We start from the raw sequence: 22,545 nt of genomic DNA on the forward strand, positions 1-22,545 counted from the left end.
CCGACGAGTAGACCCCACCGATGAGCTGGCTTCCCCCCGACGACGAGAGCGACGACGAGCCCTACGCCGACTACGAGGCGCGGGCGCGCCCCAACCCCAAGGGCAACAGGGCGCGCACGAAGATCCGCCCCGAGCACAAAGACGCGGTCACGGGCCGCGTGCTCACGGTCGACCGCGGTCGGTACAGCGTGCTCGTGGGCGAGGGGACCGACGACGAACACGAGGCGATCGCGTCGCGCGCGAGCGAGCTGCGCAAGAACGCCGTCGTCACGGGCGACCGTGTCGACCTCGTGGGCGACACGAGCGGCGTCGACGGGAGCCTCTCGCGCATCGTGCGCATCCAGGAGCGTTCGACCCTCTTGCGTCGCAGCGCCGACGACTCCGACGAGGTCGAGCGCATCATCGTGGCGAACGCCGACCAGATGCTCATCGTCGTCGCCGCGGCGAACCCCGAACCGCGCCCGCGACTCGTCGACCGCTACCTCGTGGCGGCGTTCGACGCGGGAATCACGCCCATCCTGTGCATTACGAAGACCGACCTGCGCGACCCGACAGACTTCCTCGCGAACTTCGTGGGTCTCGACATCATCGTCGTGCAGAGCGCTGAGAACCAGTGGCCGCTCGAGGTGCTCGGTGGGCTCCTGAGCGGGCACTCCACGGTCGCGGTCGGGCACTCCGGTGTCGGCAAGTCGACGCTCGTCAACGCGCTCGTTCCCGACGCCCACCGCGCCATCGGTCGCGTCAACACGGTCACCGGGCGCGGCCGGCACACGTCGTCGTCGACGATCTCGCTGCGTGTCGGCGACGGGTGGATCATCGACACCCCGGGGGTGCGCAGTTTCGGCCTCGGGCACATCAACCCCGACAACATCCTCGGGTCGTTCACCGATCTCGCGACCGTCGCGCTGCAGTGCCCCCGCGGATGCACGCACCTGCCCGGTTCGCCCGATTGCGCGATCATCGAGGCTGCCGAAGCCGGCGAACTCGGCGACATCGGTCGCTTGCGGCTCGACTCCCTGCAACGACTTCTCGGCACCCTCGCCTAGGGGATCCGTCGGCACCGCGACCGGACCGGGTCGCATCGGCGGGGCGATAGCCTGAACGAGTGACCGAGCCCTCCCTGAGATCCGACCTCCAGCTCGCCCGCGAACTCGCCGACATGGCCGACTCGATCTCTTCGGAGAGGTTTCGCGCCAACGACCTGCTCGTGACGATGAAGCCAGACATGACCCACGTGACCGACGCCGACAAAGCCGTCGAAGCGGCCATCCGCGGTGGTCTCGCCGACTCTCGGCCCACCGACGGCATCCTCGGTGAGGAGTTCGGCGTCGAAGCCGGGACCGGCTCGGGCGTCAAGCGGGAGTGGATCATCGACCCGATCGACGGCACCGCCAACTACGTTCGCGGAGTGCCGGTGTGGGCCACCCTGATCTCCCTCGCGATCGATGATGTCCCCGTCGTCGGTGTGGTGAGCGCTCCCGCTCTCGGACAGCGCTGGTGGGCGGCGCGCGGGCACGGAGCCTGGACGAGCGAGAAGGTCTCCGTGAGCGAGACGCGCGAACGACGCATCTTCGTCTCCGGCGTGACCGAGCTCGCGGACGCCTCGCTGAGCTACAACAGCCTCAAGGGCTGGGACGAGCACGGCCGCTTGAGCTCGCTCGTCACCCTCTCTCGCGAGGTGTGGCGCACGCGGGCCTACGGCGACATGTGGTCGTACATGATGGTCGCGGAGGGTCTCGTCGACATCGCGGGAGAGTTCGACCTCCAGCCCTACGACATGGCCGCGCTCATCCCCATCGTCGAGGAGGCGGGCGGTGCCTTCACGTCGGCGACGGGCTCGCCCGGCCCCTGGCACGGTTCTGCTCTCGCAACGAACGGTGTGCTGCACGACGCCGTGCTCGAGGTGCTCGCGCGCGACTAGGCCGCGGCGGGGTCGGAGTCCGGGGCGCCTGGCGTGGCCTGCGTCTCGGCGCTCTCGAGCCGTCTCTTGCGCAAGTCGAGCAGGGCGAACACGAGGGCTACGACGACGAGCCCGAGCGACACGAGAAGCCCGTTGCGGAAGCCGTCGTGATAGACCTCGATCGCGGCGAGCTGGCCGGTCTCCCGGTAGAGGGTCGCGAAGAAGGTGGATGACGCCGCGGCGACCCCGACGGCGGTACCGACGCGCTGCCCCACTTGGGCCATCGATCCCGCCACTCCCCCCTCGGCCACGGGAACACGCGCGAGCGTGAGCGTCTGGTTGGGCGAGATGACGAAGCCACCCCCCGCCCCCGCGACCGTCATCGCGGCCGCCATGTACCAGGGCGAGAGCTCGGGCGGCAGATAGACGGCGGCCACCCCGACGAGGGCGAAACCGATGATGACGCTCACGAGGCCCGCGACCACGAGCAATCGGCCGTACTTCTCGACGAGCCGCCCGCCGAGCCACGAGGTCACGGCGGATGCCAGGGCGAACGTGATGCTCACCATGCCGGCGTAGACCGGCTCGAGCCCGAGCCCCTGCTGCAGGTAGAGCGTCGAGAGCAGGAACAGGGCGGGGAGAGCACCGAAGTAGGCGGTCGCCACGAGCAGACCGTTGCGATAGGAGCTGTCGCGGAAGAGCGAGAACCGCACGACGGGCGACTTGCCGTTGCGCTGGTAGCGGCGTTCCCACCACACGAAGGCCGCGAGGGCGACGACGAACAGCGCGAGGAAGGCCCAGCGTCGCGGGTCGTCGTCGGGGCCGCCGGTCGTGAGCACGAAGGGGAGCATGAGGCTCAGGGTCGCGATGCCGAGGAGCACGATGCCGACGAGGTCGAGTTCGGTGCGCGCATCCGCAGATCTGACGTGCTTGGGCAAGAGCCGGATGGCGAAGAAGAGGGCGATGACGCCGAGGGGCACGTTCATCCAGAACAGCAGGCGCCAGCCGTCTGTCGGCCCCCCGATCGCGATGAGCAACCCGCCGAGGGTCGGCCCGAGCGCGGTCGAGATGCCGATAGTCGCGCCGAAGACGCCGAAGGCGCGGCCGCGCTCCGCCCCCTGGAACATCTGCTGCAGGAGCCCGAGCACCTGGGGCATCTGGATGCCCGCGGCGACGCCCTGGAGCACGCGCGCGATGAGCAGGAAGGTGATGTTCGGTGCGAGCGCGCAGAGGATGCTCGAGACGGTGAAGAGGGTGAGCCCGATGACGAACATGACCTTGCGGGAGTGGATGTCGCCGAGCCGCCCCGCGGGCACGAGCGCGAGCCCGAATGCGAGGGCGTAGCCCGCGACGATGATCTGCAGCTCGCTCGGCCCCGCGCCGAGGGACGCCTCGATCGACGGCAATCCGACGTTGACCTTCGAGAGGTCGAGGATCGTGAGGGCCGCGACACCGACGCACACGGCGAAAACCTGCCAGCGGGTGCGGTCGGACATGGGCGCAGGGGAAGAGGGAGAAGTATTCATGGGGAGTGATTCAGTTATATACCCGCGGGAAGAGAGCGGGCTCCGCCCTAGCCGTCGGTGGCGGGGAGGTCGAGCGGCAGCTCGCGCGACGCATCCCACGGTTCGGTCCAGCCGAGCCGGTCGAAGATGCCGTCGAGGAGCATCGCGGTGAAGCCCCAGACGAGATGCTCCCCCGTGCCGCCCGCGGCGTCGTCGACGAGGAATCCGGGGTCGCGTCTCTCCGTGCCGAACCGGCGCACGACCGTGACACCCCGATGGGCGGGGTCGAGGAGGTCGGCGACGGGAGCGCGGAACACCGCGGCCGACTCCCTCTCGTCGACCGCGCGAACGGGAGCGGGGTGACTCCACCACGCGAGCACGGGCGTCACGAGGTGATTCGAGAATGCGAGCGGCACGGTCGAGAGGGTTCCGAGCACGTCGACCCCGTCGGGGTCGAGACCCGTCTCCTCGCGCGCCTCCCGGAGCGCCGCATCGACGGGTCCCGCGTCTCCGGGGTCGATGCGCCCGCCGGGAAAGGCCACCTGGCCCGGGTGTGCGCGCAGGGTCGACGCTCGCGCGAGCAACAGCACGTCGAGGTCGCGCGACACGGCGCGGTCCCGCGCGCGGCGATCGCTCGGGAGTGAATCGAGCACCCCGAACAGTATGAGCACCGCGGCAGCACGCGACCCGTCTGCGACGGGTGCGTCCGACAGGCCGGCGAACTCCGTGGCACGGGAGGCGTCGCGCTCGAGAACGGCTCGCAGTTCGGCGCGCGCGTCGAGGGGAGCGTCGGCGGCAGACATCCGTTCAGGCTACGCCTCTCGTGTGCGACGCCGGCGCGGATCAGATGGTGAGCGTGATGCCCGAGAGCACGAAGCACAGCGCGACGAGCCCGAGGGCGATCGAGGCGACCCACACCGGCGCACCGCGGGCGCCCGACCGCAGCGCGAGAACGAGGGCCGTGATGGCCGAAGCGACCCACAACACGGCCGTGACCGCGAAGACCATGAGCGGTCCGAGCAGACCGAGGCGATTGCCCCCCTCGAGGGTCACGAGCCCCGTGAGCCACCACGCCGTGATGAGCGCGAGAGGCACGAGGGCGACGACCCCGAATACGAGCGACGTGAATCGGCGAGACGTGGCGGCAGAGTCAGGGGTGGTCACTCCGATGACGCTACCAAAGTCGAGAGAGTCTCGACGGTGGGAGAGACTCGCACAGCGCGTGATGCCGACCGATGGTGGAGATGGGGGGAATTGAACCCCCGTCCACTGCTGTGGTCATGTGCCTTCTACGGGTGTAGCCGGTGAAGACGTTCTACTCGGCTCCGGGATTTACCACAGGCAGTTACCCCGACGAGCCCAGCCCCAGTGCAAGTCCCGCTGTGCCCGGAGGCGCAACACAGCAGCAATCTCTCTAGATAGCGCCGGAACCCGGGTAGAGAGCATTCCCGGACCGACGGACTTCTTAGTGCGCTCGCTTAGGCAGCGAGGGCGAAGTCAGTGCGCTTTGAATTGGCACTTATTTTTTGCAAGGGACATTAACGAGTTGACCTTGCATTCTCGACCCGCTTCTCACAGTTGCGCAGGCAATGTCGAAACCGATCATCCCCATGGCGACTTCCCACCCCGACTGTCGTCGGTGCGGAGGAAGTGGTGGCATCACGCGCTGTGGAGTTGTCAATCGATACTGCACTCGAGGTGCAGCCCTCTATCTTACGACGGATGCCCGGCACCCGCCAGCCTGCACGGCTCGGTCGCTAGTCGCCGAGCTCCCGCCGCGTGCCCATGGCCCGGTCGGCCTCGCGCTTGTCTTGACGCTCGCGGAGCGTCTGCCTCTTGTCGTATTCGCGCTTGCCCTTAGCGACCGCGATCTCGACCTTGGCCCGACCGTCGAGAAAGTAGATCGAGAGCGGCACGAGCGTGTAGCCACCCTCTTTGACCTTGTTGTGGATCTTGAGGATCTGCTGCTTGTGCAGCAGCAGCTTGCGTTTGCGCCGCGGCGGGTGGTTGTTCCACGTTCCCTGGTTGTATTCGGGGATGTGCACGGCGTCGAGCCACGCTTCGCCGAACTCCACGTAGGCGTAGCCGTCGACGAGCGACGCCCGGCCCGCGCGCAACGACTTGACCTCGGTTCCCGTGAGCACGAGGCCCGCTTCATAGGTGTCTTCGATGGCGTAGTCGTGTCGCGCCTTGCGGTTGGTAGCCACGACCTTCTGGCCACGTTCCTTGGGCATAACGCTCTCCTCGATCGCCGTCGTGACCGGTGTCGGCCCCGTGCTCGCCCGCGCGCATCGCAGACAGCCCACCAGTCTAGCCGGTGGGGGCTCCGATCAGACCTTGAGGTAGCGACTGATGGCGACGTTGGCCGACACCGCGGCGAGCAGGATGCCCGCGCCGAGTAGCACGGGCGCCACGAGAGCAGCCTCGTCCATGCCGACGAGCGCCGTCGTCGCCCCGACGGTCGACCCCAGGTAGTCCTGCACGAAGAAGCGCACGAGGGCGAAGACGGCTCCGGCGGCGAGGACCGACCCGATGAGCGCAGCGATGACACCCTCGAGGATGAACGGGGTCTGGATGAACCGGTTCGATGCCCCGACGAGCCTCATGATGCCGAGCTCCCGCCGCCTCGAGAACGCCGACAACCGGATGGTCGTCGCGATGAGCAACACCGCCGCGACGAGCATGAGGGCCGCGATGCCGATGGCCGTGAAGCTCGCGACGTTGAGCGCTGAGAAGATCGGGTCGAGGTAGGCCCGTTGGTCTTGCACCTCCTCCACTCCCGCGAAGCCGGAGAGGCTGTCGATGAGAACGTCGGATTGCGTCGGATCGTCGAGGTTGACCCAGAACGCCTCGTTCAAGAACTCGGGCGTCACGAAGTCGGCGAACTCGTTGTCGGCGAACTGCTCCTGGTAGCGCTCGAACGCCTGCTCGTGCGACTCGAACTCGTAGCGGTCGACGAGGGGCGCGAGGGTCGGCGAAGTGAGCTGCTCCTCGACGAGAGCCTTCTGGTCGTCGGTCGCTTCGGCGAGGCTGCAGTTGCCGATCTCGGATGACGACGTGCAGAAGTAGATGGCCACTTGGGCCCGGTCGTACCAGTAGCCCTTCATCTGACCGATCTGCGACTGCAGCAGGATGGCCGCGCCCACGAACGTGAGCGAGATGAAGGTCACGAGGATGACCGAGACGACCATTGAGATGTTGCGTCGGAGACCGTTCGCCACTTCCGACGCGATGAGACCGAGCCTCATGAGAGGGGGCCCCGCGTCACGATCGGTTGCGCGCTCGTGCGCGCGAGACCGTCGGTCGTGCCCCGCGCGGCCATCTGCGTGGGGATCGCCTGGGTCTGGTATCCACCGCCGCGTTCGTCACGCACGACCTGGCCAGACATGAGCTCGATCACACGGCGCTGCATCTGGTCGACGATGCCGGCCTCGTGGGTCGCCATGAGCACGGTCGTGCCACTCGTCGAGATGCGCTGCAGAAGCGCCATGATGCCCTGGCTCGTGGCGGGGTCGAGATTTCCGGTCGGCTCGTCGGCGAGGAGGATCGCGGGCTTGTTGACGATCGCGCGGGCGATCGCGACGCGCTGCTGCTCACCACCGGAGAGCTCGTGCGGGAGCCTCGAGGCCTTGCCCGCGAGACCCACCATCTTGAGCACATCCGGAACAGCCTCCTGGATGAAGCCCTTGCTCTTGCCGATGACCTGCAGCGAGAACGCCACGTTGGCGAACACGGTCTTCTGCGGCAGCAGCCGGAAGTCTTGGAACACGACGCCGAGATTGCGCCGGAAGTAGGGCACCTTGCGGCTCGGCAGTCGCCCGAGCTCCTGCCCGAGCACGTGGATGCGCCCCTTGGTGGGGTTCTCCTCTTTGAGCACGAGGCGCAGGAAACTCGACTTGCCGGAGCCCGAAGCGCCCACGAGGAAGACGAATTCCCCCTTGAGGATCTCGAGGGTCACCGAGTTGAGGGCGGGCCTGGTTGTTCCCGCGTAGGACTTTGTTACCTGATCGAACCGAATCATGTCGCGTCGACTCTAGGTACGGTCACGCGATTCGGCGCGAGCGACAGGCCGTGTCGGCGCACTCCCGGTTTCGACCGGCCGCGAGCCCCGATCGTGGGGCGGGCTAGTCGACGTCGCGCTTGCGCCAGCGGATGCCGGCGTTGATGAAGCCGTCGAGGTCGCCGTCGAACACGTTCGAGGGGTTGTTGACCTCGTACTCCGTGCGCAGGTCTTTGACCATCTGGTAGGGCGCGAGCACGTAGGAGCGCATCTGGTCACCCCAGCTCGCGGTGATGTTTCCGGCGAGCTCCTTCTTCGCGGCGGCCTCCTGCTCGCGCTGCAGGATGAGCAGTCGGCTCTGCAGCACGCGCATCGCGGCGGCGCGGTTCTGGATCTGGCTCTTCTCGTTCTGCATTGACACGACGAGTCCGGTCGGGAGGTGGGTGAGGCGCACTGCGGAGTCGGTCGTGTTGACGGACTGACCGCCGGGGCCGCTCGAGCGGAACACGTCGACACGGATGTCGCTGTCGGGCACCTCGATCGCGCCCGCCTCCTCGATGAGCGGGATGACCTCGACGGCGGCGAAACTCGTCTGGCGCTTGCCGGCGGAGTTGAACGGGCTCATGCGCACGAGACGGTGGGTTCCGGCCTCGACGCTCAGGGTTCCGAAGGCGTATGGACCGTCGATCTCGAACGTCGTCGACTTGATGCCCGCCTCCTCGGCGTAGCTCGTGTCCATGACGGTCGTGGAGTAGTCGTGCTGTTCGGCCCAGCGGAGGTACATGCGCTGGAGCATCTCGGCGAAGTCGGCGGCATCCACTCCCCCGGCGCCCGCGCGGATGGTGACGACCGCGGGGTGGGCGTCCCACTCGCCGTTGAGGAGGGTCTGCACCTCGAGCTCGCCGAGCACGCGCTGGATGCTCGCGAGCTCGTCGGTCGCCTCCTTCTGGCTCTCGTCGTCTCCGGCCTCATTGGCCATCTCGACGAGCACCTCGAGGTCGTCGAGGCGCGACTCGATGCTGCGTATGCGTGCGAGGTCGGACTGCTTGTGGCTGAGCGCGCTCGTGACCTTCTGCGCCTTGTCGGTGTCGTCCCACAGGTCGGGGGCGCCGGCCGCGTCGCTCAGTTCGGAGATGTCGGCTTCGAGCCTCTCGATGTCGACGACGGCCTGGATCTCGACGAAGGTCGACCGCAGGGCCTGGATCTGGTCTGAAATATCGAGCTCGCTCATATCCAGGCCAGCCTACCCGCCGGCCGGAGCGGCCCCGCCGGTCCCTGACCTGTCGATGGGGCCCTCTCGCTCGGGCGTAGCATCGACAGGTCATGTCGAGCTCCGAGCACCCTTTCCGCTGGCGCTCCCTCGCACTCCCCGCCCTCCTCCCCACCCTGCTGTTCTCGATCGGCGAAGGCGCGATCCTGCCGATCATCCCGATCGTCGCCGACCGCCTCGGCGCCGACCTCGCGACCGCGGGGCTCGTCGCCTCGATGATCATGGTCGGGCACCTCATCGGCGACATCCCGAGCGGATGGCTCATCAGCAAGACCGGCGAGAGGCCCGCGATGATCGGGGCGGCGTTCGTGGCCGCGGTAGGACTCGGGCTCGCGATCGCGTCGACGTCGCCCTTCATGCTGGGCGCGAGCATCCTCGTGATCGGCATCGCCTCGGCCGTGTTCGCTCTCGCCCGCCACGCCTTCATGACGAGCTTCGTGCCCCAGTCGTATCGGGCCAGAGCACTCTCGACGCTCGGCGGCACCTTCAGGCTCGGATACTTCGTGGGGCCGTTCCTCGCGGCCGGGGTCATCGCGATCACGGGGTCGACGACCGCCGTCTTCGGCCTGCACATCGTCGGGTGCGTCGCGGCTGCCGTGGTGCTCCTGCTGTTGCGCGACCCCGCGGCGAGTTTCGGCGCGAGCGCGGCGTCACGGTCGGCGCACGGCCCGAGCACGCCGGAGGGCGGGCAGCTCGTCGCGCACGAGACGATCGGCCTCTTCCGCACGATGTGGGCCAGCCGTCGCATCCTCACGACTCTCGGGGTGGGCGCCGCGCTCATTGGCGCCATCCGGGCGAGCCGCGCCGTCATCCTGCCCCTGTGGGCGGTGAGCATCGGCATCGGCGACGCCAACACGGCTCTCATCATCGGTATCGCGGGCGCGATCGACTTCGCCCTGTTCTATGCGAGCGGCCAGATCATGGACCGCTTCGGCCGGCTCGCGAGCGCCCTCCCGTCGATGATCGGCCTCGGCCTCGGGCACCTCGCACTGTCGTTCAGCCACGACCTGCCCGGGAACGTCGTGTGGTTCATCACGGTCGCGATGTTCCTCTCGGTCGCGAACGGCATCGGCAGCGGCATTCTCATGACCCTCGGCGCCGACCTCGCCGACCCGCGCAACCCCGCGCCGTTCCTCGGCGCCTGGCGCTTCACGGCCGACCTCGGGGGCGCCGGCGCCCCCCTCCTCATCTCCGGTGTCACGGCGGCCGTGTCTCTCTCGCTCGCGACCGGGGTCATGGGCGTGCTCGCGCTCGCGGGCGCCGGCATCCTGCTGCGCTACATCCCCAAGTACGTGCCCCGCTCGAAGCTGTAGCGGTCGCGACGTTCCCGCGGTGCTGCCTCGAGTCAGCGGAACACCGACCGTCCGACCGCCGTCACGTCGATGCGCACGCCGTCGGGAACGAAGAGCGTCACAATGGGTGGCCGCCAGCGCGACGAGAGGGTCACGGTCGCGCTCAGCCCGTCCGGCGTGCCGGCGCGGTCGATGCGCAGGTTCTCGAATCGTGGAGACGGCGCGTCGCGCACGAACTCGGCGGCGGCTCGCGCGACTCCGTCGGAAGTCAGTCGCGGTCGGATTCCCGCCTCGGTGACGGCGACGTCATCGAGGGCGAACGATTCGGCTCCGGCGAGCGCCGCGCCGTCGGCGAGGGTGAAGAGGCGCTTCCGCTCGACGTAGAGGGATGTCGCGGCGACCACGACGAGGGTGAGCACGAGAGCCATCACGCCGTAGAAGATCGTGAGCAGGAGTGTCGAGCCGGTGTCGTCATCCGCACGCAGCCGCCTCGTGCGGCGGGAGGGTGTGCCGCCGAGTGTCGTCACGGTGCCGCAGCCCAGAATCGCGAGACGGTGTGGGTCGCGCTCGCGGCGAGGGGCACGCGCAGCGGCGCACGCACGTCGAGGGCGGCGGGCACGAGCGGCAGGGGCACGACGACGGTCACCTCGACGGTTACGGCGCTCTCCCGTGACAGACACGCGGACGGGTCGGGTTCGCAGCGCACGACGACGGTCGATCCCGCTGGGTCGACACCGTGGTCGGCGAGAGCGAACTCGACGGCACGACGCGCCGCCGATTGCGCGTCGTCTTCGTCTTGCGCGAGCACGAAGACGCGCGCCGCGTGCCGGGCGGCACCTTCGACGGCGAGCGCGCCGCCCTGGATCGACGCCATCGCGACGATGAGGTAGACGATCGGGAGGAGCAGGATCATCCCCGCGGTGATGAACTCGAGCGATGCCGACCCGGAGTCGTCGGACCACGGCGCGCGCCGGTCGGATCTCCCGTGCGACGCCACGGCCTCAGCCCTCGATCGCTTCGAGCGCCGCATGCCCGCTCACCTCCAGTGAGCCGGGTAGTCCGATGAGTCCGATCACGGGAAGCGACGCGGTCACGTCGACGACGACGGCGGGATGCCCGAGGTAGTCCCCTCGGGCCGCCGTCACGTCGACGGGGTAGTCGCCACCGAGCGCCCCCGCGATGAGGTCTTCGGTTCGCGTCGCCCCTTCGTCGAGGCCGCTGTCGGCGAGCGCCGCGAACCGGGCGCCCTCGGATGCCGCGTCGAGCACGGTGTTGCGCACGTGCAGAGCCAGGGCGAACTGCAGTACGGAGAGCGTGACGAGGGTGAGCAGGGCTCCGACGAGAACGAATTCGACGACCGCCGACCCGTCGTCGTTCGGCGGTCGCTGCGCCGTGTCACCCCGCCCGGGCACGTCAGAATCCGGTGACCCGCGAGATCGCCTGCTCGAACACCCCGCTGAGCGCCGGGCCCGCGAGCGCCCAGATGACGATCACGAGGCCCGCGGTCATGAGTGTGATGAGCACCCACCCGGGCACGTCGCCTCGATCGTCGCGAACGAGCGCGAGGCGCCGCCGCCGAGCCACGACGGGCACGGGGCGGGACGGAGTGGCAGTCGAGGAATGCACAGGGTGAAGCGTGTGGGTCATGGCGAAACCGTCCTTGTCTAGAAGCCGAGTTGGAGCACGAAGATGCCGGGAAAGATCGCGAACACGATCGTCGTCGGGAGGATGAGGAACACGAGAGGCACGAGCATCGCCACCTCTTTCTTTCCCGCCGTCTCGAGAAGGCGGCGTTTGGCGTCGTCGCGCGCATCCTGTGCTTGCGCGCGCAGCACTTCGGCGAGGGGCGTTCCGCGATCGAGAGCACCGAGGATCTGTTCGACCGCGCGAGACAGCGCCGGCAACCGCACCGTGTCGGCGAGACGCGCGAGAGACTCGCCGAACGGAACACCCGTGTTGGCGTCGGCGACGGTCGTGGCGAGTTCGACGGAGAGTTCGCCTCGACTGATCCGGGAGACCCTTCGGATGGCATCGAGGATGCCCTCCCCCGCCGAGAGACTCAGGGTGAGGAACTCGAGAACTGTCGGCAGTTCGTTCGTCATGCGGTCGAGTCGTGCGCGGGCGGTGCGCTGGAGCCGGTAGTCGAGAGCGACGACCGCGGTGACGCCCGCGGCGACCGTCACCCCCACGAGAGCACCGGGTGGCGGGGTGGTGACAGCGCCGATGACGGCCGACGCCGCCACGCCCCCGATGAGGCCGAGGATGCCGGAGCTCAGTTGCCGCGCACGAAATTGCTCGGCGCTCAGCGTCGACCCCGCTTGCCGCAGTCGCACCCTCAGTTCGACCGACCCGCCGAACACGCTGTCGATGGTGCGACGCGCGCGCGTCGTGAGAGGGGTGAGCACGGTGCCGAGCACGGGCAGAGGGTCGACGGCCCGTCGACTGAGCAGTTCACGTGCCGCCGGCGAGATGTCGACGACGTAGGGGGCGACGCGATGCAGCAACCGCGGTCGGTCGAGCAGCGGGATGAGGCTCACGAGCGACCACGCGCCGAACCCGAAAGTCAACCCGAAGAGCACGGCCCACGCCGTCGTCGGGCTCACGCGAACCACCGGCGCTCTTCGGGCAGCCTGCCGATGGCGACCATGATGCGGTACGCCACGATGCTGACGGCGAGCCCCCCGATGATGATCGCGGCGCCCGGCGGCGTGTTGTAGGCCATGGCGGCCTCGGGGCGGGTGGCGAGTAGACCGAGCACGATCCACGGGGCCGCAACGCCGAGTCGCGCGGCGTTGACGACCCACGACTGTCGCGCCTCGACCTCCGCTCGGATCGCGGCCTCCTGGCGCAGGTAGGACGCGAGGCTGCGGAGCACGGTCGTCAGTTCACTCCCGCCGACCTCGCGCGACATCCGCAGCGTCTCCAGCACGCGATCCGCGACGGGGTCGGCGAGGCGGGCTTTCACCTCGTCGACGCTCGTCGCGAAGTTGCCGGTCGTCCGGTAGCTGCTCTCGAAGACGCCGAAAGCCGCGCGTGATTCGGCGGGGCCCGTGCGGGCGAGGGTGGAGACGCTGTCGGGGAGGGCGAGCCCCGAGCGCACGGCAGACACGAGGTGGTCGACGTGGTCGGGCCACACGGTGCGATTGGCCACCCGACGCTGCCGCGCCCGCACACTGACGACGAGCCACGGCACGAGCGCCGCCGAGAGCGCCGCGGCTGTGCCGAGCGGCACGACGGGAGCGACGGCGAACACGACAGTGCCCACGGCGAGACCGACGACGAGCGACACCACGACGAACGCCGGGATACCGACCGAGTGCAGCCCGCCGGCGGTCAGGCGGTCGCGCACGACCCTCACGAGTCGGGAGGGAGCGGATGCCGCCCGCTCGCGACGGGGCCACAGAAACGGCGACGCGGCGAGCAGCGCTCCGAGCCCGAGCGCGAGACCGAGGGCGAGCGCGACGATCGGGGTGGTCACGATCGCCGCCCGCTGATGACGGCGGAGACATCGAACCCGGCCGCCTCGAAACCGTGACGCTTGCCCGGGTAGTTGCCGGTCGCTTCGAGCACGCCGTGGTCGAGGGCGAAGATCGTGCTCGCCTCGATGACCGTGCCTTCGACGACACCGCTCGGTGCCACGATCTCGCGCACACGGCGCTGGCCGGTCTTGCGCAATTCGCAGTGCACGACGATGTCGATGACGGTCGCGACAGTCGGCACGACGAATCCCGAGTCGATGTTGCGCCCCGCGAGAAGCGGAAGGGTCGACAGTTTGCTGAGGGCGTCCCTGGCGCCGTTCGCGTGGATGGAACACATCCCGGGCAACCCCGAGTTGAGCGCGATGAGGAGGTCGAGCGACTCGGCCTCGCGCACTTCGCCGACCACGAGACGGTCGGGGCGCATCCGCAGCGCTTCTTTGATGAGCCTGCGCAAGCTGATCTCCCCGGTGCCCTCGAGACTCGGCTGCCGACACTGCATCGCGACGCTGTCGGGGGCCTCGAAGTCGAGCTCGAAGGTCTCCTCGACCGTGACGATGCGGTCACTCGGCCGCGCTGCCGACAACAGGGCGTTGAGGAGTGTCGTCTTGCCGCTCTGCGTCGCACCCGACACGAGGATGTTCTGGCCAGACAGCACACACATGCGCAAGAATTCGGCCGACTGCCGGGTGAGAGACCCGAGGGCGACGAGACGGTGCAGGTCGCGGATGCGCTGCGAGAACTTGCGGATGTTGACGGCCCAGTGTTTGTGGGTCACATCGGGGATGACGACGTGCAGCCGCGAACCGTCGGGCAGGGAGGCGTCGACGAAGGGCGAGCTCAGGTCCACGCGCCGACCGGTGGACTGCAGCATCCGCTCGACGAGGTCGCGCACCTCGGTCGGCGCGAGCTCGATGTCGGTGAGCTCGGCCACTCCCCCGCGAGCGACGAAGACGCGGTCTCTGGTGTTACCGTTACCCACATGTCTACTCGTGCAGTCATCTACGCTCGCGTGTCCGCAGCGGAGGCCAATGGCCAAGTCTCCGACTCCGTGCAGAATCAGATCGACAATCTGACCGACCTGGCTAAGAGGCGGGAATTCGACCTCATCGGGAAGCCCTTCGTCGACGACGGTAAGTCGGGATTCAAGGGGACGGGCCGACCCGGCTTCACTCGGCTCCTCCTCGCCACCAAGCGGGGCGATCACGATGTCATCCTCGTTCGCCACGTGGACAGGCTTTCTCGAAACGACGGCGACAGCTCGCTCATCCGGATCGCATCGCAACTGGGCGGGGTGCGATGGATGACAGCGGACGGCGCTGAGACTGACCCGAGCACCGCGGGTGGAGCACTAACCGCGAAGATGCTCTCCGCGATGGCGGAGTTCGAGAGTGCGATGAAGTCCGAGCGGCTCCTGGAGCACTACTCCTACGCCGCCGTCTCCGGGAAGCTCCGACCCTCCTCCCAGACTTACGGGTTCCAGGCAGGCGGCCAGCACGTAGAAGACGAGGCCGAGGTGATCCGAGACCTCTATGCGCAGGTCCTCGCGGGTAAGTCGCTCTGGGCGATCCTCAAGGACCTCAACGACCGCGGAGTGCCGCAGCGCCGAAAGGGTGGCCGCTGGGAGTACGCCACTCTCAACTCGATCCTCCGACGCCCCGCGAACGCCGGACTGGTCTCCTATAAGGGAGAGTTTTTAGAGGGCGTGCAGGCCTCCTGGGACCCCATCGTCGACCCCGCGGACTGGTACGAGGTGCAGGCCATCCTCACCGCCCCCGGACGCAAGACCTCGCCGGGACCCAAGCCCAGGCACCTCTCCTCCAGCTCCGCCACCTGTGGAGTGTGCGGCGCCACGATGCGATCGAACACGGCCACGGACAACCGTCGCGGCACCCGCTACTCGATACTCAGGTGCCCGAACTCCAGCGCCGAGGAGCGCCACGCCTCAGGCAAAATCTCCGACCTCGACCCCCTGGTCCGCTCCGAGATCATCAAGGCCTTCCTCATCGGTCCTTCTTCCATGTTCCCCGACAAGCCGGACGACACCAGAGCACTCCGAGACGCCCTCAACGCCATCCTCACGCAGCAGGAGGAACTCACCGACCTCATGCTCGAAGGGCTCATCAAGAAGCCCCAGGGACGCGCACGCCTGGCAGGCCTCAACGCCAGGGAGGCTGAGCTTCGCGAGCAGATCGAGGAGGCCGGAGTCTCGGGCTCCTCCCTGGTCGACATCCGGCGCGGCATCTACGTGGGGAAGAACGCTGACCTGGAGGGATTCAAGAAACTAGGCGAGGCCTTCGATGCGCTCCCGATCGAGGAGCGCCGCAAGCTGGTCCGGCCCCTACTCGACATCCGCGTCTACCCGGGGCGCTTCTCGCCGTCCAAGTACTTGATCACTCACAAGGTCGTGACCCAGCTCAACGAGCCGGACGAGATCGTCGGATGAAGATCACTTCGGAGCACGAGGCGCTCGTCGTCGAGTTCCTCGAAGCCGTGCGCACGGATCAGCGTTACGCCGAGCGGATCGCGGAGCTGGCCCGTGACGTGAAGCCCCTGGCGCCTCGCAAGCCCAAGCCCGCACCGAAGCCGAAGGCAGCTCCGAAGCCCAAGCCAGCACCCAAGCCCAAGGCAGCTCCCAGCAAGCCGGGGCCCAAGCGGTCGTTCTTCCCCGCGATGCTCGATGGCCTGGATCACCTCAGCATCAGGCAGCAGGCCGCACACCTCGGATGCTCCATGAGTGAGATCGACCGGCTCCGCCGAGCCCGCAGGAAGGCACAGCAGAACCCGTAGAATTAGTGAGCCCCGCGGTGTGTTCGTTGGTCCGATCCCCCGCGGGGCTTTCGCATGCCCAGACCCTCCTATTAGGAGCGACACGCCCGGGCCTGCATATACGGCTAAATCAGTTTCAGGGGCTCTCTGAATCAGGCTCAGAAACGACCCCCTCTGGAGCCCAGTATCCACGGTCATCTCAGCTAGTGCGCGTCGAATGACAGGGTTACACCAGTCACGTATCCCCTGGTGAGAGAGTTGTTTCGCTTCGATCTGGATGTCACGCTTCCACTATCCGCTTCACCTCCTCGGAGCGGACGAAGTCAAGCTCTCTTTCAAGAATTTCCATCTTCCACTTCTCTTGCGCGCATCGGCCCGGGGGGCCTCGCCGAGTAGAAGGAGGAGAAGGAAAAGGGGCCGGGCTTCTCGTCGGAACAGCAGATCGGACCAGACCCATGGCAACTCCCAAGCAAGCTCAACTCCTCGTGCGGATGTGCGCTCAGCGCTCACTCCGAGACGGCAAGACCATCTCCGCGGAGCAGAGGAGCCGGGCTTACTCCAAGGCCCTCGGCTACTCCCATGCAGACATCTCGGGTCTGATCTCCGAGATGAGTGCGGAATACACTCCAGCGCTCAGCGATCGACAGGCGGAGGTCATCCGCGGGCTGGTGATTCAGGCTCGCGATGCTGGGTCGGACTGGACCGCTGAGTTCAACGACCTCACCTCGGTGGCAGAGGCGGACGCCATCATCAAGGCGGGCATCGCGGCTGTCGCCGCAGCACGCAAGGCGGTGTCAGCATGAGCATTCACGCCAACCTCCACCGCGAGCAGCTCGTGGACCTCGTGGAGATCGGGGACCGCTTCGGAGGGACCGTCGTCCTCGACGATGGCTCACTGGACTGGCGCCACCTCGGAACGATCGTCGACACGGACACCACGACCTTCGCTGTCGACACAGACTTCGGGCTCCTCTGGCTCCACTGGGTGGACTCCTGGTTCGACATCCGGGTGACCCGACCAGACCCGCAGGGCGACGGCTCAATCCCGGTCTTCCGCGTCGACGCTTGGCCTGCGCAGTGATCGGCCCGGAGAGCACGGCCGCACTGGAAGCAGTACTTGAGTCCGCATTCCACGCGATGCTCGACGACCTCATCCTCAACTACACCGAAGCCCACCGATGAAGCGGGCAGCCGCAGCGTTCATCGCGGTGGGCCTCGGGCTCACACTCGCCGGATGCGGAGACTCAGCCGAGGAGCGATTCGAGAATGCGTTCACCAGATGCATGAGCATCGTGCAACCAGGTGACTCGGACTTCATCGTCGATCGGATGACGGACCACTGCATCGACAAGGCGATCGAGGTGAGCACGAGATGACCGGACACCACCTCGGTGCGGACTGGAGCGCGGTCAAGCGGAAGGTCCGACCGATCCTCGCCGCTCAGGTCCGAGCAGGCACCGCCCGGTGCGTCGACTGTCGCCAGCCCATCCGCCCCGACGAGCGGTGGGCGGTGGGTCACATCGTCAGCGTCAGCCAAGCCGAGCAGATGGGTTGGAGCAAGGCGGAGATCAACGCAGTCACGAACCTCGGAGCAACGCACCACGGAGCCAAGGGAGGGAAGACCTGCAACCAGCGATCAGGAGGAAGGATGGGTTCCAACGCTCGCAATCGAGGCACGACTAAGGCATCCGCTCCTACCAGGACAGCGACTAAGGCATCCGCTCCTGAAAGGGCAGCGACGGTCGGAGGCTCGGACTCTTCTGAGACAGCGCGGTCATCCCCGGCCCTCGGCTCTGAGGATTTTTTTCCTACTGGACCGCAACCTGAGGAGCACTCGGGTGTTCCGCCACTGAACAGGAGCAGCTTCGAGGGTTACGAGAGGGGACGAGAGGAGTTCCTGATAGGGGCTCGTCTCCTGGGGTTGGATACCGACCGGAAGCCGATCCAGCCTCAGCAATACGTCGTCGGAGACGCTCTGAACGCCCAAAAGCCGAACGGAGTTCCCCTCCACGCTGTGACTGCGATCTCGATCCCTCGCCGTGCGACCAAGACGACCTCGTGGTGGGCCGTAGCGCTCGGCAGAATCTCGAATCCGGACCGCGGGGACTACCAAGTCGGCTTCACCGCCCAGACCCAGGTCAAGGCCCGCGAGCGCTGGCTCAAGGACTTGGTCAAGCCGCTGGAGCGTCAGTACCCGGACCCCAAGGAGTCGCCGTACATCATCAACCGGCAGCCCGGCGCCAGCTTCATCGAGTGCCGAGCGACAGGCGGACGCATCTCGATCCTGCCTCCCTCCGCGGAGTCCTTCCGAGGTGAGGGGTTCGCGCTGGTCGGCATCGACGAGGCGCAGGAGGTCGACGCAGGCGACGAGTCGGAGGACCTGGTCTCGGGCATCCTCCCGACCTTCGACACCATCACGATCGAGGGCGAGAGCGCCGGTCAGCTCGTGCTCCTCGGCACCGCAGGCGAGCACCAGGGCGGAGTGTTCTGGGACTACCTCCAGCTAGGACGTGAGGGGAAGTCCGGCATCGTCGAGTACGCCGCCCATCCGGACACTCCGGTCTGGGAGGAGGGGTTGCCCATCGAGGGGACCACCGCGGACCCCGAGGTGTGGAAGGCAGCGCACCCTGGAGCAGGCGGGCTCACCCCGATGTCGGTCATCCGCGAGCGATTCGAGAAGATGACCTCCCGGGCGTTCTGTCGCGAGTACTTGGGGCTCTGGCCCGAGGGCATCGGCTCCGCCTTCATCAACCCCATCAAGTGGGAGGCAGGCGCCCTCACGGTGCCCATGCAGCTCCCCGACTACTACGTGGCAGGCTTCTACGTCTCGATCACCGGATTGAGCGCAGCACTCGTCGCAGCGTGGAGGGTCGACGGTGTCGCGCACTTGGCGGTGATCAAGCATGCCGAGGGGACCTCCTGGCTCAAGCCCGCCGTCCTCGCGGATCACAAGGCTCACGGCCAGGCCTTCGTCTACGACGCCAAGAACGCGGCCACGGATGTCGAGGGGCAGGCGATCAAGCGGGCTCGGGTGCCGAGGCTCAAGCTCGTGCCCCAGAACTGGATACACGTCTCGACCGCAGCGTCCCTCTTCATGAAGGAGCTGAACTCGGGCAACCTCCGCCACTACGACCAGCAGGCGCTCAACCTCGCCGTCCGGGATGCGGTGAAGGGGCAGCAGCCGCAGTCGAGCCGCTGGAGCTTCCGCATGAGCAAGCCAGACGAGCAGGACATCACAGCACTGGAGGCCGGGGCTCTCGCACTCCGCGCCTACGACGAATTGAAGCCGAAGGCCGCACCCAAGCCCCGCTCGGTCCGAGAGCGGGAGGCCCGGGAAGCAGCAGCGAAGGCGGTCGCAGCGTGAGCGCGAAGGTAGATGTCTCCCCAGTCTCCATCGTGGTGTGGTGCACCGAGTGCCCGAGCTTCGGAGAGAACGCGTTCAACGAGGAGCGTGGTCACGACATCGCTCACGACCACGAGCGCAGCGTGCACCCGGAGACCCAGACAGCGCTCTACAACCGCCTGAACTACCGGAAACGCAAGATTGTTGCGTGAGTCTCTGGTCTCGCGCGTGAAATCACAGTGACGTGAGGAGAATTTGCATGTGGGTTTCCTCTCGTTCCTTGGCTTGGCGGACGTGCGTCCGTCTCCTCTGGCGACCTCGGAGAACCTCGGAGTCGTCTCCCCCTACGCAGCGCCGAGCCACCTCGCTCAGTTCGCAGTAGGCGAGGTCTACGGTTCCGAGGTCGCCGCTCTCCTGCCGATGGGCCGTGCGGATGCTCTCGCCATCCCGGCAGTGGCCAAGGCCCGCAACCTCCTGGTGTCGACGATCGCCCAGTACCCACTCGAAGCGATCGACTCCAGCGGGCAGCTCCTCACCAACCAGCCGCTTTGGCTCACTCGCACAGACGGTCCGGTCAGCCCGTACCACCGCGCCGCAGCCACGGTCGACGACCTGATCTTCTACGGTCACAGCCTCTGGATGCTCCAGCGCGGAGCCAAGCAGGAGGGCTCGCGCTTCGGTCCGATCATCGACGCAGCGTGGGTTCCCCAAGCCGAGTGGAAGATCGAGAACGGGAGCGTCGTCGTCCACGACATCGCGCTCGACGACGGCGACTACATCCTCTTCGAGGTCCCGCTCTTCCCCGGCCTCCTGAGTCTCGGAGCCCGCACCCTCCGCGGTGCTCGCGACACCGAGCTTGCCTGGACCAGCCGGATGGAGTCCCCGGCCTACCTCGTCGAGCTTCGGATGACCTCGGACACCGAGATGACCTCTGAGGAGGCCGAGGAGTGGGTCGACGAGTGGGTCACCAAGCACCGCTCCGGCAAGCCCTCGGTCGGACTGAACCCGCTGGGCCTGGAGATGCACACGCACGCGGGCTCGCTCGGAGAGGCCGACCTCTTCATCCAGTCACGTGATGCGATCCGCACCGATGTCGGCTCGTTCCTCAACGTCCGGGCAGCGATGCTCGACGGCACCACCGGAGTGGACAGCCTCACGTACTCGACCACCGAGGGCGAGCGGAACGCCTTCTTCGAGATCGACCTGCCCATGTGGACGCGCCCGATCGAGGAGGCCATCACTCAGGCCCTCCCGCGCACGCAGCGCGCCCGCTTCAACTTCACCGAGACCCACGGCGCCACCTCCGGAGCGTCGGCGCCAGCCGAGCCCACACCCGCAGCACCTACCGAGCCTCAGGAGGCCGCAGCATGACCGAATTCATGAACGGCGGAGACTTCTCCGTCGACCTCGACACCCGCACGGTCCGCGGACTCCTCCTCCCCTGGGATGAGCAGACGCAGTCCAACCACTCCTTCGCCGTCAGCTTCGGCCGCGGTGACTGCGAGGTCCCCACGGACATCTCCGTGCTCAACGCCAACCGCCGCCACAACCGCTACGACCCCGTGGCCCGGTTCATGTCCGTGGACGACACCGAGCGCGGCCTTGTGGCCTCATTCGCGATCTCGCGCAACCCCGAGGGCGACCAGCTCCTCGACCAGATCAAGTCGGGCGAGCTGAAGAAGCTCTCCCCCGAGATCGGACGCCTCTCTCGTGACGGCGTCAAGGGGAAGGGCAAGCTCACGGGCGCCGCGTTCGTCGACGAGGGCGCATTCGCTACCGCTGGCCTCTTCGCCCTCGACCCGATTGAACCCCACGAGGAAGAGGTCGTCACTGAGTCCTCCTCGACCTACGTCGACCCCGAAGACGGCACCAAGACCACCGACAAGTCGACGACGACCGAGGAAGTCGAAGACCTCGGAGACGGCACCAAGCGCATCACCCGCACCACGACCTACATCACAGAGATCACCGATCCGGAGAACCCGGAACCCACAGAAAGCGAGGCCATCGTGCCCATTCCGAACACGCTCGATGCGTCGAGCACCGCCACCCCCACCCTCGACAAGGACGGCCTCTTCGCGCTCATCACCAACGCGCGCAAATCCGGAGGCCGCGATCAGGAGTCCCTCAAGGCTCTCGCGGACATCCAGGGAGAGGGACTCTTCGCGCTCAACGACGTGAAGATCAGCGGCGCCAACCAGCTCGGAACCGGCGTCGTGCAGCCCGCATGGCTCGGCCAGCTCTGGTCGGGCAAGCGCTACGCCCGCAAGGTGATCCCGCTCCTCTCCAACGGCCCGCTCACGGCTCTGGAGGTCAAGGGCTACCGCTGGGGCGTCAAGCCCGAGGTCTCGACCTGGGCCGGAAACAAGGCCGACGTGCCCACCAACACGCCGACCACGACCGCCTACAGCGTCGGCATCCAGCGCTTCGCTGGCGGCTGGGACATCGCTCGCGAGTTCATCGACTTCAACCAGACCGAGGTCCTGAACGAGTTCTTCGCTCACATGGTCGACAGCTACGCCAAGAAGAGCGACGACTACGTGCTCACCCAGCTCCTCGCAGCGGCCACCCCGGTCGCCGCGACGACCTACCCCACGGACGTGAACGCGGCCATGGGCAAGATCGTCCAGGGTGCCCTCCAGGTCATCGCCAACGACGCCACGCCGAGTTTCGCCCTCGTCGCGCCCGACGTGTACTCGCAGCTCCTGTTCACGCTCGACAAGAACCGCCTCGCCTTCCTCAACGGAGCCCTCGGCCTCGAAGAGGGCTCGATCGAGTCCTTCAAGGTCGTGCCCCACTCCGGTCTCGCAGCCGGTCGGGTCGTCGTCGCTGACAAGCAGAGCGCCACATCGCTGGAGCTGGCCGGATCGCCCATCCGCGTGAACGCCCTCGACATCGCCCGCGGTGGAGTCGACGAGGCGATCTTCGGCTACGTCGCCCTCAAGGTCGACTACCCCGAGGGCATCGCGGTCATCCAGAACGCCGCGTAA

At 67.4% G+C, this 22,545-nt stretch carries 26 protein-coding genes and 1 other RNA gene; 12 read left to right on the forward strand and 15 right to left on the reverse strand.

What is annotated here, in order from left to right; translation table 11 throughout:
• Positions 1-20: 20 nt before the first annotated feature.
• Positions 21-1,046: a ribosome small subunit-dependent GTPase A gene (rsgA, locus tag ACLHG5_RS06370; protein ID WP_411318159.1), complete on the forward strand. Its 1,026-nt coding sequence runs from the start codon at positions 21-23 to the stop codon at positions 1,044-1,046.
• Positions 1,047-1,105: 59 nt separating this feature from the next.
• Positions 1,106-1,921 (forward strand): inositol monophosphatase family protein, encoded by an 816-nt coding sequence (locus tag ACLHG5_RS06375; protein ID WP_411318160.1) that lies wholly within the window; start codon positions 1,106-1,108, stop codon positions 1,919-1,921.
• Here the strand turns inward: ACLHG5_RS06375 and ACLHG5_RS06380 are convergent.
• The 8 genes from ACLHG5_RS06380 to prfB all read right to left on the reverse strand — a co-directional run bounded on the left by ACLHG5_RS06380 (position 1,918) and on the right by prfB (position 8,636).
• Positions 1,918-3,396 carry an MFS transporter gene (locus ACLHG5_RS06380; protein WP_411318161.1) on the reverse strand — a complete coding sequence of 493 codons (1,479 nt, stop codon included), beginning with the start codon at positions 3,394-3,396 and terminating at the stop codon, positions 1,918-1,920. The two genes, ACLHG5_RS06375 and ACLHG5_RS06380, sit on opposite strands and share 4 nt — an antisense overlap.
• A gap of 77 nt (positions 3,397-3,473) precedes the next feature.
• Positions 3,474-4,208 carry an NUDIX hydrolase gene (locus ACLHG5_RS06385; RefSeq protein ID WP_411314987.1) on the reverse strand — a complete coding sequence of 245 codons (735 nt, stop codon included), beginning with the start codon at positions 4,206-4,208 and terminating at the stop codon, positions 3,474-3,476.
• A 40-nt stretch (positions 4,209-4,248) separates the two neighbouring features.
• On the reverse strand, positions 4,249-4,569 hold the full coding sequence (locus tag ACLHG5_RS06390; RefSeq protein WP_411318162.1) for a hypothetical protein: 321 nt from the start codon (positions 4,567-4,569) through the stop codon (positions 4,249-4,251).
• A 72-nt stretch (positions 4,570-4,641) separates the two neighbouring features.
• Positions 4,642-5,015, reverse strand: a transfer-messenger RNA (tmRNA) gene (ssrA, locus tag ACLHG5_RS06395).
• A gap of 147 nt (positions 5,016-5,162) precedes the next feature.
• The gene (gene smpB, locus ACLHG5_RS06400) at positions 5,163-5,639 is read right to left on the reverse strand and encodes an SsrA-binding protein SmpB (protein WP_411314985.1); all 477 of its coding nucleotides are present in this window, start codon (positions 5,637-5,639) and stop codon (positions 5,163-5,165) included.
• A 96-nt stretch (positions 5,640-5,735) separates the two neighbouring features.
• Positions 5,736-6,653, reverse strand: coding sequence for a permease-like cell division protein FtsX (gene ftsX, locus ACLHG5_RS06405; protein WP_411314984.1), 918 nt, complete (start codon positions 6,651-6,653; stop codon positions 5,736-5,738).
• Positions 6,650-7,426: a cell division ATP-binding protein FtsE gene (gene ftsE / locus ACLHG5_RS06410; RefSeq protein ID WP_411314983.1), complete on the reverse strand. Its 777-nt coding sequence runs from the start codon at positions 7,424-7,426 to the stop codon at positions 6,650-6,652. Before ftsE ends, ftsX begins: the two co-directional genes overlap by 4 nt.
• A 103-nt stretch (positions 7,427-7,529) precedes the next feature.
• On the reverse strand, positions 7,530-8,636 hold the full coding sequence (gene prfB / locus ACLHG5_RS06415) for a peptide chain release factor 2 (protein ID WP_411314982.1): 1,107 nt from the start codon (positions 8,634-8,636) through the stop codon (positions 7,530-7,532).
• 92 nt (positions 8,637-8,728) lie between these two features.
• Here prfB and ACLHG5_RS06420 point away from each other — a divergent pair, with 92 nt between their 5' ends.
• The gene (locus ACLHG5_RS06420) at positions 8,729-9,988 is read left to right on the forward strand and encodes an MFS transporter (RefSeq protein ID WP_411318163.1); all 1,260 of its coding nucleotides are present in this window, start codon (positions 8,729-8,731) and stop codon (positions 9,986-9,988) included.
• Positions 9,989-10,020: 32 nt separating this feature from the next.
• Here the strand turns inward: ACLHG5_RS06420 and ACLHG5_RS06425 are convergent, their stop codons facing one another.
• From ACLHG5_RS06425 to ACLHG5_RS06455, 7 genes are all read right to left on the reverse strand, one after another.
• Entirely contained in the window at positions 10,021-10,494 is a 474-nt protein-coding gene (locus ACLHG5_RS06425; protein ID WP_411314980.1) for a pilus assembly protein TadG-related protein, read from the reverse strand.
• The gene (locus ACLHG5_RS06430; protein WP_411314979.1) at positions 10,491-10,964 is read right to left on the reverse strand and encodes a hypothetical protein; all 474 of its coding nucleotides are present in this window, start codon (positions 10,962-10,964) and stop codon (positions 10,491-10,493) included. Before ACLHG5_RS06430 ends, ACLHG5_RS06425 begins: the two co-directional genes overlap by 4 nt.
• Before the next feature lie 4 nt (positions 10,965-10,968).
• The gene (locus ACLHG5_RS06435) at positions 10,969-11,379 is read right to left on the reverse strand and encodes a TadE family protein (protein WP_411314978.1); all 411 of its coding nucleotides are present in this window, start codon (positions 11,377-11,379) and stop codon (positions 10,969-10,971) included.
• Position 11,380: 1 nt separating this feature from the next.
• Positions 11,381-11,560 carry a hypothetical protein gene (locus ACLHG5_RS06440; RefSeq protein ID WP_411316285.1) on the reverse strand — a complete coding sequence of 60 codons (180 nt, stop codon included), beginning with the start codon at positions 11,558-11,560 and terminating at the stop codon, positions 11,381-11,383.
• A gap of 71 nt (positions 11,561-11,631) precedes the next feature.
• On the reverse strand, positions 11,632-12,570 hold the full coding sequence (locus ACLHG5_RS06445) for a type II secretion system F family protein (RefSeq protein ID WP_411314977.1): 939 nt from the start codon (positions 12,568-12,570) through the stop codon (positions 11,632-11,634).
• Positions 12,567-13,445 (reverse strand): type II secretion system F family protein, encoded by an 879-nt coding sequence (locus ACLHG5_RS06450; protein WP_411318164.1) that lies wholly within the window; start codon positions 13,443-13,445, stop codon positions 12,567-12,569. Before ACLHG5_RS06450 ends, ACLHG5_RS06445 begins: the two co-directional genes overlap by 4 nt.
• Complete coding sequence (locus ACLHG5_RS06455) at positions 13,442-14,425, reverse strand: CpaF family protein (RefSeq protein WP_411318165.1); 984 nt, start codon at positions 14,423-14,425, stop codon at positions 13,442-13,444. The genes ACLHG5_RS06450 and ACLHG5_RS06455 overlap by 4 nt, the downstream gene beginning before the upstream one ends.
• On the opposite strand from ACLHG5_RS06455, the gene ACLHG5_RS06460 reads away from it, so the two are divergent.
• The 9 genes from ACLHG5_RS06460 to ACLHG5_RS06500 all read left to right on the forward strand — a co-directional run bounded on the left by ACLHG5_RS06460 (position 14,426) and on the right by ACLHG5_RS06500 (position 22,545).
• On the forward strand, positions 14,426-15,889 hold the full coding sequence (locus ACLHG5_RS06460) for a recombinase family protein (RefSeq protein WP_411318166.1): 1,464 nt from the start codon (positions 14,426-14,428) through the stop codon (positions 15,887-15,889).
• Positions 15,886-16,233, forward strand: coding sequence for a hypothetical protein (locus ACLHG5_RS06465; RefSeq protein ID WP_411318167.1), 348 nt, complete (start codon positions 15,886-15,888; stop codon positions 16,231-16,233). The genes ACLHG5_RS06460 and ACLHG5_RS06465 overlap by 4 nt, the downstream gene beginning before the upstream one ends.
• A gap of 434 nt (positions 16,234-16,667) precedes the next feature.
• Positions 16,668-17,015 (forward strand): hypothetical protein, encoded by a 348-nt coding sequence (locus ACLHG5_RS06470; protein WP_411318168.1) that lies wholly within the window; start codon positions 16,668-16,670, stop codon positions 17,013-17,015.
• On the forward strand, positions 17,012-17,293 hold the full coding sequence (locus ACLHG5_RS06475; RefSeq protein WP_411318169.1) for a hypothetical protein: 282 nt from the start codon (positions 17,012-17,014) through the stop codon (positions 17,291-17,293). The genes ACLHG5_RS06470 and ACLHG5_RS06475 overlap by 4 nt, the downstream gene beginning before the upstream one ends.
• A 97-nt stretch (positions 17,294-17,390) precedes the next feature.
• The gene (locus tag ACLHG5_RS06480; RefSeq protein ID WP_411318170.1) at positions 17,391-17,588 is read left to right on the forward strand and encodes a hypothetical protein; all 198 of its coding nucleotides are present in this window, start codon (positions 17,391-17,393) and stop codon (positions 17,586-17,588) included.
• Positions 17,585-19,576 carry a hypothetical protein gene (locus ACLHG5_RS06485; RefSeq protein WP_411318171.1) on the forward strand — a complete coding sequence of 664 codons (1,992 nt, stop codon included), beginning with the start codon at positions 17,585-17,587 and terminating at the stop codon, positions 19,574-19,576. Before ACLHG5_RS06480 ends, ACLHG5_RS06485 begins: the two co-directional genes overlap by 4 nt.
• Positions 19,573-19,767, forward strand: coding sequence for a hypothetical protein (locus tag ACLHG5_RS06490; protein WP_411318172.1), 195 nt, complete (start codon positions 19,573-19,575; stop codon positions 19,765-19,767). Before ACLHG5_RS06485 ends, ACLHG5_RS06490 begins: the two co-directional genes overlap by 4 nt.
• Positions 19,768-19,816: 49 nt before the next feature.
• Complete coding sequence (locus ACLHG5_RS06495; protein ID WP_411318173.1) at positions 19,817-20,926, forward strand: hypothetical protein; 1,110 nt, start codon at positions 19,817-19,819, stop codon at positions 20,924-20,926.
• Entirely contained in the window at positions 20,923-22,545 is a 1,623-nt protein-coding gene (locus ACLHG5_RS06500) for a hypothetical protein (RefSeq protein WP_411318174.1), read from the forward strand. The genes ACLHG5_RS06495 and ACLHG5_RS06500 overlap by 4 nt, the downstream gene beginning before the upstream one ends.

Source organism: Marisediminicola sp. LYQ85 (genome assembly GCF_046600695.1).
In the GTDB taxonomy this organism is placed as follows: domain Bacteria; phylum Actinomycetota; class Actinomycetes; order Actinomycetales; family Microbacteriaceae; genus Marisediminicola.